15 protein-coding genes and 1 pseudogene are annotated in these 16,338 nt (G+C 54.1%); 4 read left to right on the top strand and 12 right to left on the bottom strand.

The window, feature by feature from the left end:
* Window positions 1-134: 134 nt before the first annotated feature.
* From EAV92_RS07240 to EAV92_RS07215, 8 genes and pseudogenes are all read right to left on the bottom strand, one after another.
* Window positions 135-2,405: an ATP-binding cassette domain-containing protein gene (locus EAV92_RS07240; protein ID WP_123040446.1), complete on the bottom strand. Its 2,271-nt coding sequence runs from the start codon at window positions 2,403-2,405 to the stop codon at window positions 135-137.
* On the bottom strand, window positions 2,405-2,803 hold the full coding sequence (locus EAV92_RS07235) for an SRPBCC family protein (RefSeq protein WP_123040445.1): 399 nt from the start codon (window positions 2,801-2,803) through the stop codon (window positions 2,405-2,407). Before EAV92_RS07235 ends, EAV92_RS07240 begins: the two co-directional genes overlap by 1 nt.
* Entirely contained in the window at window positions 2,800-3,129 is a 330-nt protein-coding gene (locus EAV92_RS07230; RefSeq protein ID WP_123040444.1) for an ArsR/SmtB family transcription factor, read from the bottom strand. Before EAV92_RS07230 ends, EAV92_RS07235 begins: the two co-directional genes overlap by 4 nt.
* A gap of 140 nt (window positions 3,130-3,269) precedes the next feature.
* Complete coding sequence (locus EAV92_RS24425; protein ID WP_164472657.1) at window positions 3,270-3,410, bottom strand: hypothetical protein; 141 nt, start codon at window positions 3,408-3,410, stop codon at window positions 3,270-3,272.
* A gap of 76 nt (window positions 3,411-3,486) precedes the next feature.
* Window positions 3,487-4,128, bottom strand: coding sequence for a VanW family protein (locus EAV92_RS24825; protein WP_241158540.1), 642 nt, complete (start codon window positions 4,126-4,128; stop codon window positions 3,487-3,489).
* Window positions 4,129-4,365: 237 nt separating this feature from the next.
* Window positions 4,366-5,100, bottom strand: a pseudogene (gene pdaA / locus EAV92_RS24820) (delta-lactam-biosynthetic de-N-acetylase); the annotation flags it as partial.
* Between the two features lie 87 nt (window positions 5,101-5,187).
* Window positions 5,188-5,391, bottom strand: a complete 204-nt coding sequence (locus EAV92_RS07220; RefSeq protein WP_123040442.1) for a helix-turn-helix domain-containing protein — start codon at window positions 5,389-5,391, stop codon at window positions 5,188-5,190.
* Window positions 5,392-5,401: 10 nt separating this feature from the next.
* On the bottom strand, window positions 5,402-5,878 hold the full coding sequence (locus tag EAV92_RS07215; protein ID WP_123040441.1) for a DUF2975 domain-containing protein: 477 nt from the start codon (window positions 5,876-5,878) through the stop codon (window positions 5,402-5,404).
* Between the two features lie 163 nt (window positions 5,879-6,041).
* Here EAV92_RS07215 and EAV92_RS07210 point away from each other — a divergent pair, with 163 nt between their 5' ends.
* The 4 genes from EAV92_RS07210 to EAV92_RS07195 are packed head-to-tail and all read left to right on the top strand — an operon-like array spanning window position 6,042 to window position 9,464.
* Window positions 6,042-6,563: a sigma-70 family RNA polymerase sigma factor gene (locus EAV92_RS07210; protein ID WP_123040440.1), complete on the top strand. Its 522-nt coding sequence runs from the start codon at window positions 6,042-6,044 to the stop codon at window positions 6,561-6,563.
* Window positions 6,560-7,660 (top strand): hypothetical protein, encoded by a 1,101-nt coding sequence (locus tag EAV92_RS07205; protein WP_123040439.1) that lies wholly within the window; start codon window positions 6,560-6,562, stop codon window positions 7,658-7,660. The genes EAV92_RS07210 and EAV92_RS07205 overlap by 4 nt, the downstream gene beginning before the upstream one ends.
* Window positions 7,657-8,610, top strand: a complete 954-nt coding sequence (locus tag EAV92_RS07200; RefSeq protein ID WP_123040438.1) for an ABC transporter ATP-binding protein — start codon at window positions 7,657-7,659, stop codon at window positions 8,608-8,610. Before EAV92_RS07205 ends, EAV92_RS07200 begins: the two co-directional genes overlap by 4 nt.
* Window positions 8,607-9,464: an ABC transporter permease gene (locus EAV92_RS07195; protein ID WP_123040437.1), complete on the top strand. Its 858-nt coding sequence runs from the start codon at window positions 8,607-8,609 to the stop codon at window positions 9,462-9,464. Before EAV92_RS07200 ends, EAV92_RS07195 begins: the two co-directional genes overlap by 4 nt.
* A gap of 112 nt (window positions 9,465-9,576) precedes the next feature.
* On the opposite strand, the gene gdhA is transcribed toward EAV92_RS07195, so the two are convergent.
* From gdhA to EAV92_RS07175, 4 genes are all read right to left on the bottom strand, one after another.
* A complete protein-coding gene (gdhA, locus tag EAV92_RS07190; protein WP_241158466.1) occupies window positions 9,577-10,944 on the bottom strand; it encodes an NADP-specific glutamate dehydrogenase in 1,368 nt (455 codons plus the stop codon).
* A 177-nt stretch (window positions 10,945-11,121) separates the two neighbouring features.
* Window positions 11,122-12,099, bottom strand: a complete 978-nt coding sequence (locus tag EAV92_RS07185) for a diaminopimelate dehydrogenase (RefSeq protein WP_123040435.1) — start codon at window positions 12,097-12,099, stop codon at window positions 11,122-11,124.
* A 275-nt stretch (window positions 12,100-12,374) separates the two neighbouring features.
* Window positions 12,375-13,565: a hypothetical protein gene (locus EAV92_RS07180; protein WP_123040434.1), complete on the bottom strand. Its 1,191-nt coding sequence runs from the start codon at window positions 13,563-13,565 to the stop codon at window positions 12,375-12,377.
* 24 nt (window positions 13,566-13,589) lie between these two features.
* On the bottom strand, window positions 13,590-16,298 hold the full coding sequence (locus tag EAV92_RS07175; RefSeq protein ID WP_123040433.1) for an Ig-like domain-containing protein: 2,709 nt from the start codon (window positions 16,296-16,298) through the stop codon (window positions 13,590-13,592).
* Window positions 16,299-16,338: the final 40 nt, after the last annotated feature.

Raw genomic sequence — 16,338 nt, 5'->3', positions numbered from 1 at the left:
ATCATAGTTATATAGCGATTTACCGAGGAAATCAATCTAAATCTTAAATATTTGTTCATGACAAAGTCTCATGAATGCTGTCGAACGGATAAAAAAACAAAAAAAGCTTGATTGCTCAAGCTTTTTGCGTAAGTTCAGCCCTGTATATGTTCTCCTAGGTATCTTCCCGTGATCGACTTATCCTCTTGGATGACCTGTGCCGGCGTGCCCTCGAACACCACTTGTCCGCCCCTGCTGCCTCCGTCCGGTCCCATATCGATGATCCAATCCGCTTGTGCGATGACGTCGAGGTTGTGCTCGATCACGATGACGGTATTGCCGGCGTCCACGAGGCGGTTCATGATCTCCATAAGGTGACCGATATCCGACATATGCAGGCCGGTCGTCGGCTCATCCATCACGTAGATGCTGCCCTTCTTATGCAGTTCGCTTGCCAGCTTGATCCGCTGGCATTCCCCTCCAGAGAGCGTGCTGAGCGGCTGGCCGAGTGTAATGTAATTCAGCCCCACATCGCTCATCGCCTGGAGTTTGCGCACGACCTCTTTCAGCTCAAAAAAGGTCAAAGCCTGCTCCACGGTCATTTCCAGCACATCCGCGATGGACTTGTCCTTCAGCTTGTACGCGAGCACCTCTTCCTTGAACCGTCTGCCTCCGCAGACTTCGCAAGGCAGCTTCACTTCGTCAAGATAGGCAAGGTCCGCATAAACGACGCCAAGCCCTTGGCAGTTCTCGCAAGCCCCTTTGGAGTTGAAGCTAAACAAGCCCGGGCTCACCTTGTTCGCGGAAGCAAACGCTTTGCGCACATCATCCATGATGCCCGTGTAGGTCGCGGGATTCGAGCGTGTCGACACGCCGACCGCCGATTGGTCGATGACGATCGCTTCGGGATGCCGGCTTAGAAATACTTCGTTGATCAGGGTACTTTTGCCGGAGCCGGCGACACCGGTAACGACGGTCAGCACCCCGGTCGGGATATTTACGCTTACGTTCCGAAGGTTGTGAAGAGCGGCATCCTTGATGGACAGCTTGCCGGAAGGCTTTCTGTTGTCTCGTTTCAACGGCAGGGGCCGTTTCATATGGGTGCCTGTCAGCGTACCCGACTCCAATAAACCCGGGTAACTGCCTTCATACACGATGGTACCGCCGTGGCTGCCGGCATGGGGTCCGACGTCGACGACATGATCCGCCACCTTGATGACATCGGGATCATGCTCCACGACGATCACGGTATTTCCCTTGTCGCGCAACTTTTGCAACAATCCGTTTAAGCGGTGTACATCCCGGGGATGCAAGCCGACGCTGGGTTCATCGAAAATGTAGGTCACGTCGACTAGACTGCCGCTGAGGTGCTTCACCATTTTGACGCGCTGCGACTCGCCGCCGGACAAGGTATCGGTCTCACGATCCAGCGTTAAATAGTCGAGCCCGATGTCCGCCAGATATTGCAGCCGTTCCGTCAACGACTTGACGACGGGAGCGGCGACGGGATCCTCGATCTCCCGAATGACGCGGACAAGCTGACCTACCTCCATGGAGGACAATTCCGCGATGTTGCGTCCGTTGATCTTACAGCTGAGCGCTGCCTGACTGAGCCTGGAGCCGCGGCAGCTGGAACAGGGGCCCTCGGTTATGAACGGAGTTACCGATCTTTGCGTGCGCTCGGACTTCGTTTTCAAATCCTGCTTGATGTACTTGTTGGTGAATTTCTCGATGACGCCTTCCACGGTGATGTTCATGGCTTTGCCGGCGAAGTTCATCTCTACTTTTCTCGCTTTGGCATACAGAAGTTGATCCAGCTCATCTTCCGAATAATCGCTCAGCTTCTTGTCGGGATCGAAGTTCCCCGACTGCAGGATCATATTCATTTCCCAGCCGCTCACGCCATAGTCCGGAAGCAGGATCGCCCCTTCATTCAACGACTTCGACATGTCCAGCGCCTTGCTCATGTCGACGCCCAGCCGGCGGCCAAGCCCGTTGCACTCGGGGCACATGCCTTGCGGATCGTTAAACGAGAAGATGTTAGCCGGCCCGACATAGGGTTGGCCAACCCGGGAGAAGAGCAGCCGAAGAATGGAATAGATGTCGGTAATCGTGCCCATGGTGGAATGAGAGCCGCCGCCCAGCCGCTTCTGATCCACGATGACGGACATGCTGAGATTTTCGATCGCGTCTGCATCCGGCTGTGGAAAACGAGGCAGAAAGTTGCGGACGAACGTGCTGAAATTTTCATTCAGAAGCCGCTGGGATTCGGATGCGATCGTATCGAAGACGATCGACGATTTGCCGGATCCGGAGACGCCGGTGAAGATCGTGATCTTGCGCTTGGGGATGCGCAAGGAAACGTTTTTCAGATTGTTTTCCCGCGCACCCGTGACGACGATATACTCCTGATTCGATTCGCTCATTACTGCACCAACAATTTTTCAAGCTCGCCGCACCAGTTGGTCCAGCCATACTTGGCTCCGCCCAGTGCTTGAGGATTGGAGATTCCGGATTGTTCCAGATGAAGGTTAACCTTGCCGTCCCCTAAGTCCTCCAGCGTCCAGGTGACCGTATGCGTTTCTCCTCCGCTGGCCCAAGAATAGGACAACCGGTTTGGCGCTTCCACGGTCAGCACTTCGCCTTCCACAATACCGTTCCAATATTCGGTCGGCTGAGTACGGAACTGAAAACGGTGGCCGACGATCGGCTTAAAATCATTTTCCATCGTCCACTTGGCCAGCTTGTTCGAATCGGTTAAAGCCGACCAAAGCTTCTCCATCGTGGTCTTATATTGAAAATCCAAGTTCAATGTCAGACTCATTCTTCTTCCTCCTCCAATAGTCGGTTCAAACGCAGCAAATTCGAGCTCCAGAACTTGCTGTAGAAACCCACCCAATCTTGAATTTCGCGCAGCGGAGCGGCGTTCAGCCGAAAACGCGTTTCTCTGCCGACTTTGCGGTCAAGCACGAGTCCGGCCTCTTTCAAGATGGTCAAATGCTTGGATACCGCCGTGCGGCCCATGGGAAACTGTTCCGTTAACTCATGAAGCGGGATCTCTTCCGCCTCGGACAGCATCCGAATCAGTCGGCGCCTTGTCGGATCTGCGATCGCGTTAAACACGTCCCGCAACGGGTTGTTATCGTTCACAACACCCTCTCCTATGGAATTCCGTTGAATTTCCCGATTGGACACCTTTTAGTGACACTTTGATTATATGCCGCCATTCGGTGTCCTGGCAACACATAAAGAAGACCCGCCGTTTTTTCGGCGGGCCTTTTTTAATGCCATTAAGTATGACGCGGGGAATCGTCGCTTTCGCGGGGATTGTTCTGCGCCGGATGGACTTCGTGGTTGTTGAGCACTTGTTTCGCGTAGTTCCGGTTGGCCTTGTATTTGTTTCCTTCGTTGTTCTTCATCCCTTTGGGCACCTTCAGGACCTCCTTTGCCTGAGAATCGCACGGTATCCTCTATAGGGTTTATCTTTCGGCGACTCCACATGCATGCTTACCTTTGATTCGGATCCGCGACCTCCGGCGGCAGCCCCTTCAACATGCCGGGCACGACTCTCGGGGAATAATGGATGCTTTCCGACGAAAATATAGCCACGTAGACGCGTCCCCCTCCCGCACTTGCTCGAATCAGGACTGGTTGGGCGTACGGATTCCGAAACACGAAGTCCGGTCCTCCCCAGCTCACCGTCGCGTCCCGGCCTGAGGGTACATAAGGAACTCGGCGGCTGTGCGAATACCGCTCCAGAATCGTAAGCCCGGCGCGATCCACGGCGTTGAATAAGGTGGACGACACCTGGCATATGCCGCCTCCGATCCCTTCCGACAGCTCTCCCTGGACGATAATCGGCGCCCTTCTGTAACCCGCCTTTGTCGTCCGCATCCCAACGGTCCGATTGAATGAGAACGACTCCCCGGGAAAAACCACCTTGCTGTCGATCACCCTCGCCGCGAGTGAAATATTATGCGAACGGCCCCTGTTTCCGGCATTGTAGTAAGTCGTATAATAACCGATCTGTTTATCCCGAAGCTGGCTCAGCAATTCACCGTCTACTTTCGCATAGATCGTCTTCAAGGGAACTTCAACGTGGGATAAACCGCTATTCCCGTACAGATAATCGTACAGCCGGTCCGCCATGGCGCGGCGGTCCAGCTGATATCCGTTCCGCTCGGCAACGATTTGCCCATGACTGCCGATCACCGCATTCTGCGGTGCCGTGTACGATTTCCGTTCCAACTCATCAAGAAGCTCGCGCATCTTCTCCAGACGCACGAGCGGAAAGACGGGCCATACATAGGCGTTTCTGTCGACGGTTGCGATCGCGGCACCTTTCAGCGTTACCGTCAAATTCGCAGGAGCCGCAGTCGATTGAACAAGTCGATCCAAGGATTGAAATGCGTAACCCTGCCTGCGTGCCTCGTCAATGATACGACCGAGTGCCGAGGCATTGTCTTTCGAAACGCTGTGCAGCAGAATGACCGCTCCGGGATGAAGCTGGGCGATGACCATGCGATACGCGTAATCGGGTCCTCTCTGCTGATTGACGTCCCAATCCTTGTACGCGATGGACCAAAACACGTTCGTATAACCGAATGTTCGGCTGGTTCGTAACGTTCGTTCGTTGAAAATGCCGCGCGGCGGCCTCAGAAACCGCATTTCCTGCCGGCCGGTCAGCTGGGCGACGCTCTCCCTTACCCGGTCAAGCTCCGTTTTGATGCGTTCGTCCGATACCTGCGTCATATCGGGATGGCTCCAGGAGTGGTTGCCCACGATATGTCCTTCTTGGGCCATACGTTTGACCAAATCCGGGCGGTCCTTCACGTAATGTCCGGTGACGAAGAAAGCCGCAGGCACCTGCTTGGCTTTCAGCACATCCAAGATGGACGGGGTAAAGCCGTTCTCATAACCGTTGTCGAACGTGAGGAACAGTTCTTTCTTGCGGGTATCCCCGGTGAAAATCGCTCCGTTGCGCTGAAGAATCGGTTTGAAGCCTTCTTCGTCGATAGAGGGAAGCGCTCCGTTCCTGCTCTTCTTGAACCCGAAATGATACGAACGATCCTGCGCCTGCGTTTCCGTCTGCTGAACCGTCAACAAGATGACCGAAAGCACAACGAACCAAGCCAAATAACGCAACTATAGTTCCCCCCATTACATTTACCGCCGCCTAAGGCAGTTCAGGGGTTAATATGTCACGAATTAACTTTTGTATTCCAAAATGTCTCCGGGCTGACAGTCCAATGCCTTGCAAATCGCCTCCAAAGTCGATAACCGAATCGCTTTGGCCTTTCCGTTTTTCAAAATGGACAGATTGGCCATCGTGATTCCGACCTTCTCCGACAGCTCCGTTACGCTCATTTTCCTCTTCGCCAACATCACGTCAACATTGATGATGATCGCCATGGGTTTCACCTCAGACCGTTAAATCATTTTCCGACTTGATGTCGATGGCGTTTTTCAGAAGCTTTTGAAGCACGGCTGCGAAGACGGCAATGACCGCGGAAGCGAAAATAACGACCATTCCGATCACGATCATTCCCGGGGCGTCGTCCGTGTCTGCCATGATGTACAGGAATGGCATGACAGCGACGTACAAGAGGCTGATCACGACGGCACAGTACTTGATATATTTTAGTGCGCTGACGGACAAGTCGGAAAAAGCTTCGTTCTTGTCAATATAGGTCAGGAGTTTGAAAGCCTGGTACAACGCAATGAAAAACGGGATCGCAGCAGCATATATGGCGGCGAGAACGGAATACAGCGAATAGGCCGGAAAGCGGTCCGTCGATTCTCTCGCAAACCAAGGAACCCCGAAAATGCACAAAGCAAGAACGGCCAAGCCGATCAGCAAAATCGTTACCTTAAGAAAAAGCGTGGATACTCGATCCATCCTTCGCACCTCATTCCGTAATGGTCCATATTGAACTTATCACACCATTTATCGTAAAACAATAATTTTTAAATGCTTTGCAATGTATTATTATTGTTTTATGTCCGCTTGGATGATGTATTTTTCGAAATCCTTCGTCTTACCTATTGAAGGAGGTACAGAGATGAACCACTCCGCCATCGATCGCTTTCAAGACATCTTCCGGAGGCATTATCCGGAGGTGCTCCGCAAGATTGATCTTCTGGTTCGCGACCGTGCGGCTTCAGAAGACCTTGCGCAGGAAGTGTTTTTGAGATTATACCGCACGCCGCCCGATGACATCGACAAAGTCGGCCCTTGGCTTCAGCGGGTTCTCACGCGTATCGTTTGGGACTACTACCGGAAAAACAAACGATTGGAAGCCTTGGCCGACAAACAGAAAAACCAGCTGATGACGCAAGAACGAGCCTATCCGCCGAATGAAGAGGCGGTCATTCTGAACTGGGAGAAAGAAGCGGTCCGGAAAGCGCTGGATCAATTGTCCGATCGTGACCGACAGGTTCTCCTTCTGCGCGAACAAGGCTACAGCGGGCAGGAAATCGCCGAACTGCTGCACGTCAATCCGAACATCGTCAGCACGATGATTAGCCGAGCCGCGCATCGTTTGAAACAAACCATGACTGCCGAGGGGGCATTCGATTCATGAGCAGAAAATCATTGAACGCTGAGTTTTCCCTTTCCGATGAAGACATAGATCACGCTTGGAAAAGGCTGTACGAGAGAATCCGCGAAGAATTGCCGTCCGCAGGGTGGACATCCTCCCTTCGAAGCGCGGCTTCCTTATCGGGCGACGTAACGACTGCCGCACAGGCGCAGGAGTCGGAGTCTCGGCCGCACTCCCCTCTTCCTGTCCGTAAACGGAAGCTTCATCTGATTCAGATACGCACTCTGTTGCTGAGAAAAGGAATGCCGTTCGCGGCAGCCGCAACCGCGGCCTCCTTCTTGCTGTTCAGTCCATGGGGCCATAACGTCATGGCATCCGTGATGAACACGTTCCGCGTTCAGCAAATGCAAGCCGTCTCGATCAGCAGCGCCGACCTCCAGCATCTCCAGCAAGCGATTCAACAGAGCCTGCCCGGGACAAGGAAACTGGATTTGAAGCAATACGGGGAAATCGAGCAGCAAGGCGGCGGTATGTCCACGGCCGTGAGTGCGAAAGACGTCGCCGCCACCGCCGGTCGTACGCTGAAATCCCTTCCGGGAGCAGACTTGGAGCATATTCAATATGATCCTCAACAGACGCTGATCTTTAAGCTTCATGCGAAGCCGATCAACGCCCTGATCGCCTTCCTTGGCGGCCAAGCTTCGATTCCGCAGGCGGTCGACGGCGAGCCCATCAAGCTCACCATTCCAGGCATTTATACGATGACAGTCCCGTCCGGAGGCACATCGTTGACCCAAATGCCGGCACCGACGCTGGAGGTAGCGTCCGGCATTGACCTCGACGCCATCAGGCAAGCGATTCTCTCCTTGCCGGTGTTGCCCGAAGATCTTCGCGATCAACTGGCTGCGATCGACGATTGGCGCCATACGTTGCCGATCCCGTCAATCTCCGGAACGGACAGTGCACGCGTTCAAACGATTTCCGTCGCCGGAAACAACGCCGCCCTCGCGCAATCGAACGATCGCCGCACCCTCGTGTGGCAGCAAGACGGTTGGTTCTACAAATTGAGCGGCTCTTTGAGCGACTATCCGACGGAACGGGACATCGTTGCCGAGGCGGAAAGGCTGATTCGGTCATGATCCTGCAAACGAATGGACTGACCAAAACCTACAAGAACGGCAAAGGCTGCGAAAATATCACGCTGGAAGTTAAACGAGGTCAGATTTTCGGGCTGCTCGGTCCGAACGGCGCAGGCAAAAGCACGTTCGTCAAAATGGTTACCGGCCTGCTGCGCCCCACATCGGGCAGCGGGCTTCTCTTCGGCATTCCGATCGGACAGGCGGAATCCCGGCGCAAGATCGGTTATTTACCCGAACTGTTCCGCTTCCAAGACTGGCTGACCGCGAAGGAGGTTCTCGCCTATCATGCCGGACTTAGCGGCATGTCCTTGTCGGAGACGAAGTCAGGCCGGATGCGTGACCGCTATCTGGAAGTGCTCGAGTTGGTCGGCTTGACTGGCCGGGGTGACGAGCGCGTGCGCCAATATTCCAAGGGCATGCAGCAACGTCTTGGCATTGCAGCCGCACTTCTGATGGACCCTGAGCTGATCATTTTGGACGAACCTTCCTCCGCCCTCGATCCGATCGGCCGATACGAAGTCCGAAGCTTGCTCGAGAAACTGCGCGAACGGGGTAAAACGGTCTTTTTGAACACGCACCTGCTGGAGGATGTCGAAGCGATATGCGATGAGGTCGCTTTCCTGCATTTGGGTCAACTGCGGGCGGTCGGACCGATTGACCGATTGCTTCAAATCGGCAACGTGTGGGAAATCGAGGTGGGAGGCTGGATGCCCGATCTGCTCGAGTCGATTTCTCCCTTGCTGCCTTCCGACATGAAGATCCGCACGGAAAACAGGCCGGAAGGATTAACGGCGTTAATGATCACGGCTGCAGACCGGGAACAGATCGGCTGGCTGAACCGCATTCTGATGGAAGCCGGAACGACCCTTTATGAAGTGCGACCCGTGCAAGGTAATCTCGAGAAATGGTTTTTGGCGATGACGGAAAGTCGAGGTGAATCCGGTCAATGATGTGGCTCTCCTTCGCGGGAAAAGAAATATTCCGTAAAAAAATCGTGTTGGTTTCTTGCGTTCTAACGTTGCTTTTCGTGCTGCTCTACAGCTTCGGATTGTGGAATATCGCGGAGCATATGGAACCGTCCGGTCAAGGCGCCCTGCAGCGCGCCGGGGATAGCGTCATTCTCCTGTCCTTGGGACTGCTGTTCTCGCAAATGATCATGGCGTTTCTCGTGTTCTTCGCGACCATGGGAGCCGTGACCGGCGAAATTGAAAACGGACTCCTGTTCGCCGTGCTCGCGCGTCCGATTTCCCGCTGGAAAGTGTACCTCGGGAAATACGCCGGCTACGCGGTATGGATGGTGCTGTACAGCGCCGTTCTTTTCTGGTGCATCCTGCTGCCCGCCCACTATATTCTGCATGTTCCTCTGGTGCCCGAAGCCGCGTTCAAGTCGTTTTTGCTGTTCGTCTGGATGCCGCTTCTCCTCCTCCCCGTTTCCCTTCTCGGATCGGTCTATTTGCCGATGCTCGGCAACGGAGTCGCTTGCGCGGTATTGTATGGAGTGAGCTTGTTCAGCGGTTTCGTGGAAAACGTGTCCCACCTCGGCAGCGCGAAGCCGCACCCGGCGATCGATACCGTTGCGTTCCTGACTTCCCTGCTGATGCCGGCAAACGGGATCTTTCACCGTATGACTTATGAGCTGGCCGGAGGCGCCAACCTTCCGATGATCGGCGGAGCCGCGAACGAGCTGGGGCCATTCTCCCCCGTCAACACGCCAAGCGCGGCGTTTGTGGTCTATTCGTTTGCCTACTTGGCGCTGCTTCTTGGGTGGGGCTGCTCCGCATTTACGAAAAAGGATATCGTCTAAGTTTCGGTATTCTCTCACCAGTTAATGGAATCCTCATTAATTAATGCCCTAACATGTCGAAAGCCGGACAGCTCATAAGAAAGCTGCCCGGCTTATTCGTCATGCGCGTTGTTTACACCACGCCTTGAGCGATCATGGCATCCGCCACTCTCTTAAAGCCGGCTGCGTTCGCTCCTAACACCAAGTTCCCTTGATGTCCATACTTGGCTGCCGCGCTGACGCTTTCGGCGAATATGTTTTTCATGATGTTCTGCAATTTGCGGTCTACCTCTTCGAATGTCCAAGACAAGCGCATGCTGTTTTGCGACATTTCGAGCGCGGAAACGGCGACGCCTCCGGCATTGGCCGCTTTGGCAGGCCCGAATAACACTTCATTGGCGAGGAAGACTTCAATCGCGTCCAACGTGGAAGGCATATTCGCCCCTTCCCCTATGGCTTTCACTCCGTTCGAAACCAACCATTCCGCCGCTTCCCGGTCAATCTCGTTTTGAGTCGCGCAGGGCAAGGCGATATCGCATTGGAGCGACCATATCCCTCTGCAACCCTCTACGTATACGGTTCCCGGATGTTCTTGCACATAGTCCTTTATCCGTTTACGCTCTACTTCTTTCAGCCGTTGGACGATCTGGATGTCCAGACCGTTCTGATTATAGATATATCCGTCCGAATCGCTGCATGCGATGACTTTGGCGCCGAGTTCCTTCGCTTTGAACATCGCGTAAATGGATACGTTGCCGGATCCCGAAACGACGACGGTACGATCCTTGAAACTGAGTCCTCTGGATTGCAGCATTTCATTTACGAAATAGACGCATCCGTACCCCGTCGCTTCCGTGCGGGCAAGGCTGCCGCCGTACCTGATTCCTTTCCCCGTTAACACGCCGGCCTCATGTCCGCCGCGTATTCGTTTATATTGTCCGAACATATAGCCGATTTCCCTGCCGCCCACGCCAATATCGCCGGCGGGAACGTCGGTATCCGGTCCGATATATTTGTACAGTTCCGTCATGAAGCTTTGAACGAAGCGCATGATTTCCTGATCGGACTTTCCTTTGGGGTCGAAGTCGGATCCGCCTTTGCCCCCTCCGATCGGCTGTCCGGTCAACGCGTTTTTGAAAATTTGCTCGAACCCGAGAAATTTGATAATGCTGGCATTCACCGAGGGATGAAACCGGATTCCCCCTTTGTAAGGCCCCAATGCGCTATTGTACTGAACGCGGAATCCGCGATTCACCTGAACGTTATGGTTGTCATCCACCCAAGGTACACGGAAAACGATCAGCCGTTCGGGCTCCACGATTCGTTCCAAAATGCGATGTTCTATGTACTGGGGATTGGACTCCAAAACCGGCACCAGCGAATCCAATATTTCTTTCACGGCTTGATGAAACTCAACTTCGCCGGGGTTGCGTGCCATTACCGTCTCATATACGTTTCGAACATACTGAGTCGCTTCTTCCCTGTACGTTTGAATAATCATCGTGAACCACCTTTGCATTTTTTGAATGATTCTTTGCACTTCTTGTTTATTAGTGCTTAGTTTATTACAAATTTTAGCGGGCTGGCAATAAAGTTTTTTCTTCCGTATCGATTCATGAACTTTATCAAAGCAAAAAAACCTTACCTGGAGGTAAGGTTTTTTGCGGATGATCGCTTTTTACAGTAGATGTTTTCTTAGCTCTTCGGAGCTCTTCGGACTCAGATGGCCCAGCGGAATATCAAAGACGGTCTTGGCGCCCGATTGCCCTTCCCGATGCAGACGGTAAGCCGCTCTGGCGTATGCAACCAGGACGCTGGCCGTAAACTCGGGGTTGCTTTCCAATTGCAAGCCGAACTCGATGATCTGCTTCGTTCCATTACCCGTGATGCCGCTTCGGATAACGAATCCTCCGTGCGGCAAGCCGCCATGCTCCTTTTGCAGCTCTTCTTCCGTTACGAACGTCACCTTCGTGTCATAGTCCGCAAAATAATTGGGCATGGACACGATAGCCTTCTCGATGGCCGCCCGGTCTGCTCCTTGCTCAGCTACAACGTAGCAATGACGGAGATGCTTATCCCGGGTTTCCAGTTCGGGAGTTTCCCCGGCCCGAATGCGTTGAACCACTCCTTCCACGGGAATGGTGTATTGAACGCCGGCTTTCACTCCCGGAACCCGGCGAATGGCATCGGAGTGGCCTTGGCTCACGCCTTTGCCCCAGAAGGTATACGCATGTCCCTGCGGCAAAATCGATTCGGCCAGAAGCCGATTCATCGAGAAAAGGCCGGGGTCCCACCCCGTTGAGATTACGCTCACATGATTGGATTTGCGCGCCACGGCGTCTACCGTTTCGTAAAATTCCGGAATTTTAGCATGCGTATCGAAACTGTCCACGGTGTTGAACCATTCGGCCATCCATGGCGTTTGCTCCGGCAAATCCGTCGCCGAGCCCCCGCACATGAGCATGACGTCGATTTTGTCCCGGTAGTCCGGAGCCAAGTCGATATGTACGAACCGGATGCCTTCTTCAGGCTCCATCAGGGCCGGATCCCGTCTCGTAAACACGGCGACCAGCTCTAAATCCTCGTTTTGTTGGATGGCTTTACGAACGCCGCGACCCAAATTTCCATATCCGACGATCCCCACTCGAATACCCATACTCTATCAACCTCCAGATGATAAATAAGCGATAATACTGCCCATTATACCTTACATGGCATGTAAGGGGGAAGGGCTGAACCCTAATTTGGAGGCTTTTGGCTCCCGCTGATTGAATGTGATAAGATACGCTCAAGGTCCCGGCAACGGGCCTATTTCCGTTCAAAGGATCGAAAAAGTGGTTGGCGAATTTGCGGAGGATGTGCTGCTGTCCAGAACAACAAACCCGGCTGATCAACCAGCCGGGTTTGTTTGCCTTTGCGAGAGCGGATGAGTCAGTTGTCGCTTTTCGTCACTTGGAATGCGGCTTCGATCGTCCCCGCTACCTTCGACTTCTCCTCCATCTGTTTCATGATGAGATTGAAGTAGTTTCGAAGTGTCGTAACTTTACCTACATAGGTAAACTGATCATAGTATTGCATATATCCCCTCATGTAGGAAACTAACACCTCGTGAAAGCGGGCTAACCAGTAATCCGTCAATTCTTTGCGTATTCCTGTGAATCCATCGTTCGAATCGGTCGGGATCTTGGGCGAGGTGGCCGGATCCTTGGTGAATCCGTAGAGCCTTGCCCAAATGATCATTTCGAACGTCCATTGGTACTGGTCACGAATGAACGTCGTTTCCGGCAACTCTTCGATCGCGAAGAAGGAAGTCAGATCTTTCAGCTCTTTGACGGTCATAGTCGGCTGGGAACGGATCAACGAAACGATTTTCGCCTGCTGCAGTTTCAACGCGAAGCGGTGGGAGCTGACGTATGATTGGGCGGCCTTCAGCATCGAAACGCCCGGCGTATCGGTCATCTCCAACTTCGTTTCCTTCACCTTTTTCTTCAGATCCTTCCACTTGGCCACTTCGCCGGTCGCTTTCTTCCAGACGAGATCGGGCGCGTTTGCGATCAGTTGCCGCGCTTCCTGGCTGAAGATCGCGAATTCTTCGCTTTTAAATTGCTTCGCGTTCCCGACGTGAGCCGCAATAATTTCCTTCAGCAGTTGTTTGCCGTTTTCCTCCTGGCGGGCATAACCGATGAATTGAGCACCGTAATCGGACTTGGATAGTTGATTGTAAACGGCGCTGTATCTTAGGGAACGGGTGCAGATCGCCTGCGTTACTTCCTTGACGAGGGGCTGCAGCACATGGCCGATCAACCCCACCTCCCATAAGTACAACGTCAGCATGTCGAAAATGACGTCTTCGATTGTGACGCTCTTTCCTTTTTCCGACATCTCCAGCCGTTTGTCTTGTACTTGTTCGACGGCAAGGACCGCCGCATCCGCGACGATTTGAATCCGTTCCTGTTGGATGGCAAACGACTGCTCGATGAGCGCGACGGCACTTTCGATATCGGCTGTCGATACGCGTGCCTTTTCATTAATTCGCTGCAAATCGTCACTGATGAGAGATTTGCTGCTGGATAGGGCCTCCGTATTCGATAAACGGCCGCTGTTTTTCAGGGCATTGTTCATGGCATTCGCTCCCCGACCCGGCGCTTAGGATCTTACTCCGTTCAAAACCCGGCTGCTATCCGAAGAGGCGGTGCTTTCGGTTTCTTCCTCCTCGGCGGCCGGCGGCGTGTTGATGAGGCCGAAGAGCTTGGCGGCAAATTCGTCGCGCGATTCGAGGATATCGAGCGCCATTTGCTTCATCTTGATTTCCCGTTCGAGCAGTTCGTTCCGGAGCGACTTCTCGCGGACCGTTTCGGTTTGCAAGCCGCGCGAGTACGGATCCAGCGCCTCTCCTTGCCCCAAGAGCGCCTCCACCATGACGCCTTCGGTCCGTAGTACGTGGCGGTTCGCCGCCAAGATGATGCCCGGCACGGAGATATGCGTCCCGCTGGCGTCGTCGTTATAGGTGGAGACATAATCCTTTTTGACCCTCAAATAGTTGGACAGCGGAATGTCATTGCCATTCACGTCCTTGAACGGCTTGTCCTCCACGAACCGGTGATGGCGGTCTTGGTAATCGAAAATATTCATCAGCTGATTGATGATCGAATTGCGAACCTCGTTACGCTTCTCGGGAATGACAATCTCCGCGAGCAGCGCGTCCAGCTGCGGCAGCGTGACTTCCTTGTACGTGTACTTCTCCGCTCCATTCACGATATCGACTTTGAAAAATCCGATGCGCAAATCGACGAGATGAAGCAGCGTAATGAATTCTTGGTTCATTTGGCGGAAAACGAAGTTGAGCGAGCGGCCGACGTTGATGTTCTCGATTTCGCGGACGATCGACGTTTCTTCTCCCGACGTCGTCTTCACTTCGTAACTCGTGTTGACCTCCATGGAACGGCGAGAAGACGCCTTGGCGATGTGCTTGTGCGTACTGTTCGCAATGTTGCGGGCGAATTGCTCGCGTGCCGCATTCGTTCCGCCGCTCACGCCTGCGCTGACCGACGCGCTGCCCCAACCCCAGCTTGCGCTGGCTTCCGCGTTCACGCTGTACTTGAAGCTCTCGTCGTAATTTTTCTTATCCGTCTGCTCGTTGCCCATCGATTTCTCGAATTCGTCGGCGATTTCGTCGGTCACCGAATCGACGATCGTCGAGGCTTCTTTGAAGGTCTCTTCCTTCTGCGTATAAGAGCGGATGCTGATTTTCGTCTTCTCGCCGGGTAGCAGCGTGAACGTCTTCAGCGTACGTCCGGCGCCGTAATTGCCGAGGAAGGAAGACAACCGGTACGACTCGACCAAAATGATGCGTTTGAGCCTGGAGCTCACTTCCGGCAAAATCGTGACGTTCACCGAAACCGACTTCTCGATGACATTATCCGCGAGGTCAGTGCAACGAACCGTGATGATATGAATGCCGGGTTCCTTCGTCGGAATCGACGCCTTCCACGTCGACCAGTCCCCCGTCGCTTTCGGCGTCGCGCGGACGAACATGGGATTCAGATCGAGCGACACTTCTACCTGTTTGATGCCGCTTGCGTCCGAAGCCGTTCCCGTCACTTCGATGACCGCGCCGTTCGAATTCGTGCCGGCGATCTGCGCGTTCTGCAGCGGCGTGGAAATATTCAAGCTCGGCGGAGCCGCGTCGACGGAGAAGGTTTGGCTGGCCGTCCCGGCGTTGCCGGCTCCGTCGGTGCACTTAACGGACAAGGTATGATTGCCGGGCGCGACGGAAAGCGTCTTCTTCCAATTCGCCCAGCCGTTCGTGCTGTCGGCCGTCACGAATGCTCCGTTATCGAGCGAAATCTCCACTTTGGAGACCGATCGATTGTCCGAGGCCGTCCCTTCCACGGTAACGCTGATCATGGATGCGCCATCCGTTTTGAAGTATTTTCCCGGCGTCGGCGAAGTGATCGCAACCGTGGGCAGCGTAATGTCGGGAGCCGCTGCGAGAGCTACGGTGACGCTGATCGTACGGGTGGCGGTTTTGGTTCCGAACGAGTGGTAGGCCTTCGCTGAAATCGAAAGCGTTCCGTCCACGTTCACGGTGACGTTGGGGAGCACCCAGCTTCCATCGTCGTTTAATTGAGCGTTTTGGTACGTGCCGGCACCGACTTTCACTTGCACTTGGGAGATCGAACCGTCTCCGCTGTTGGAGGCATAGCCGGTAACGTTGAACACCGCACCGGTGTACGGACCGTTGATCGTCGCGTTCGCGGCCGGAGACGTGATGGCAACGGATACGACAATAGGCTCGGGGAGTGGATCACCGCCACCGCCATCGCCGTCATCCATCATGAGATTTGCGATCGGAGGCGTATCCCCATCCGGTTGCGCGACGGCTAGCCTCGCCAATCCCGCATTGGTCGCGGAGTGCGTGTCGGCGGAGAGCGCAGTTTCGTCGCCGATGGAAGAAGCGTCGATAAAGTTGTACGTCAACGCTCCGGTCATCGATTTATACAAGTTCAGCTTCTTGCCTGCCGCCTCCATGCGGAGCACTTCTTCTTCGGTAAGCTTGGCCAGGCGCGGGCTGATCCGTTCTTCCGGATAAATCGCGGCCACCGATTTCAAGATTTCGGCTCCGCTCATTTCCTGAGCAGCGGATGGCTGCGTTACGGCAGCGGCGCGCTCCCCTTCCGCCGCCATAGACCTCAGCGAGTTCGCGCTTGTGCTGGGCTTAAAGTAGCTGTCCGGAAACTGCAGGTCGATAAAGTTCCTTCCGCTGTAAGTGGTGGGTTCGGGCACGTTGTAGCTGATAATCGGAGCCGTGCCGCCGGGTTGAAGCTTGATCATCGGTTCTTGTTTGCTGGACATCATTAGGTCCCCTTTACGGTATATTGCGAGAAAAAACAAC

The organism is Cohnella candidum, from assembly GCF_003713065.1.
Taxonomy (GTDB): Bacteria; Bacillota; Bacilli; order Paenibacillales; family Paenibacillaceae; genus Cohnella; species Cohnella candidum.
The sequence above is the reverse complement of the archived record's forward strand: the minus strand, read 5'-3'. Positions and strand labels throughout refer to the sequence as shown.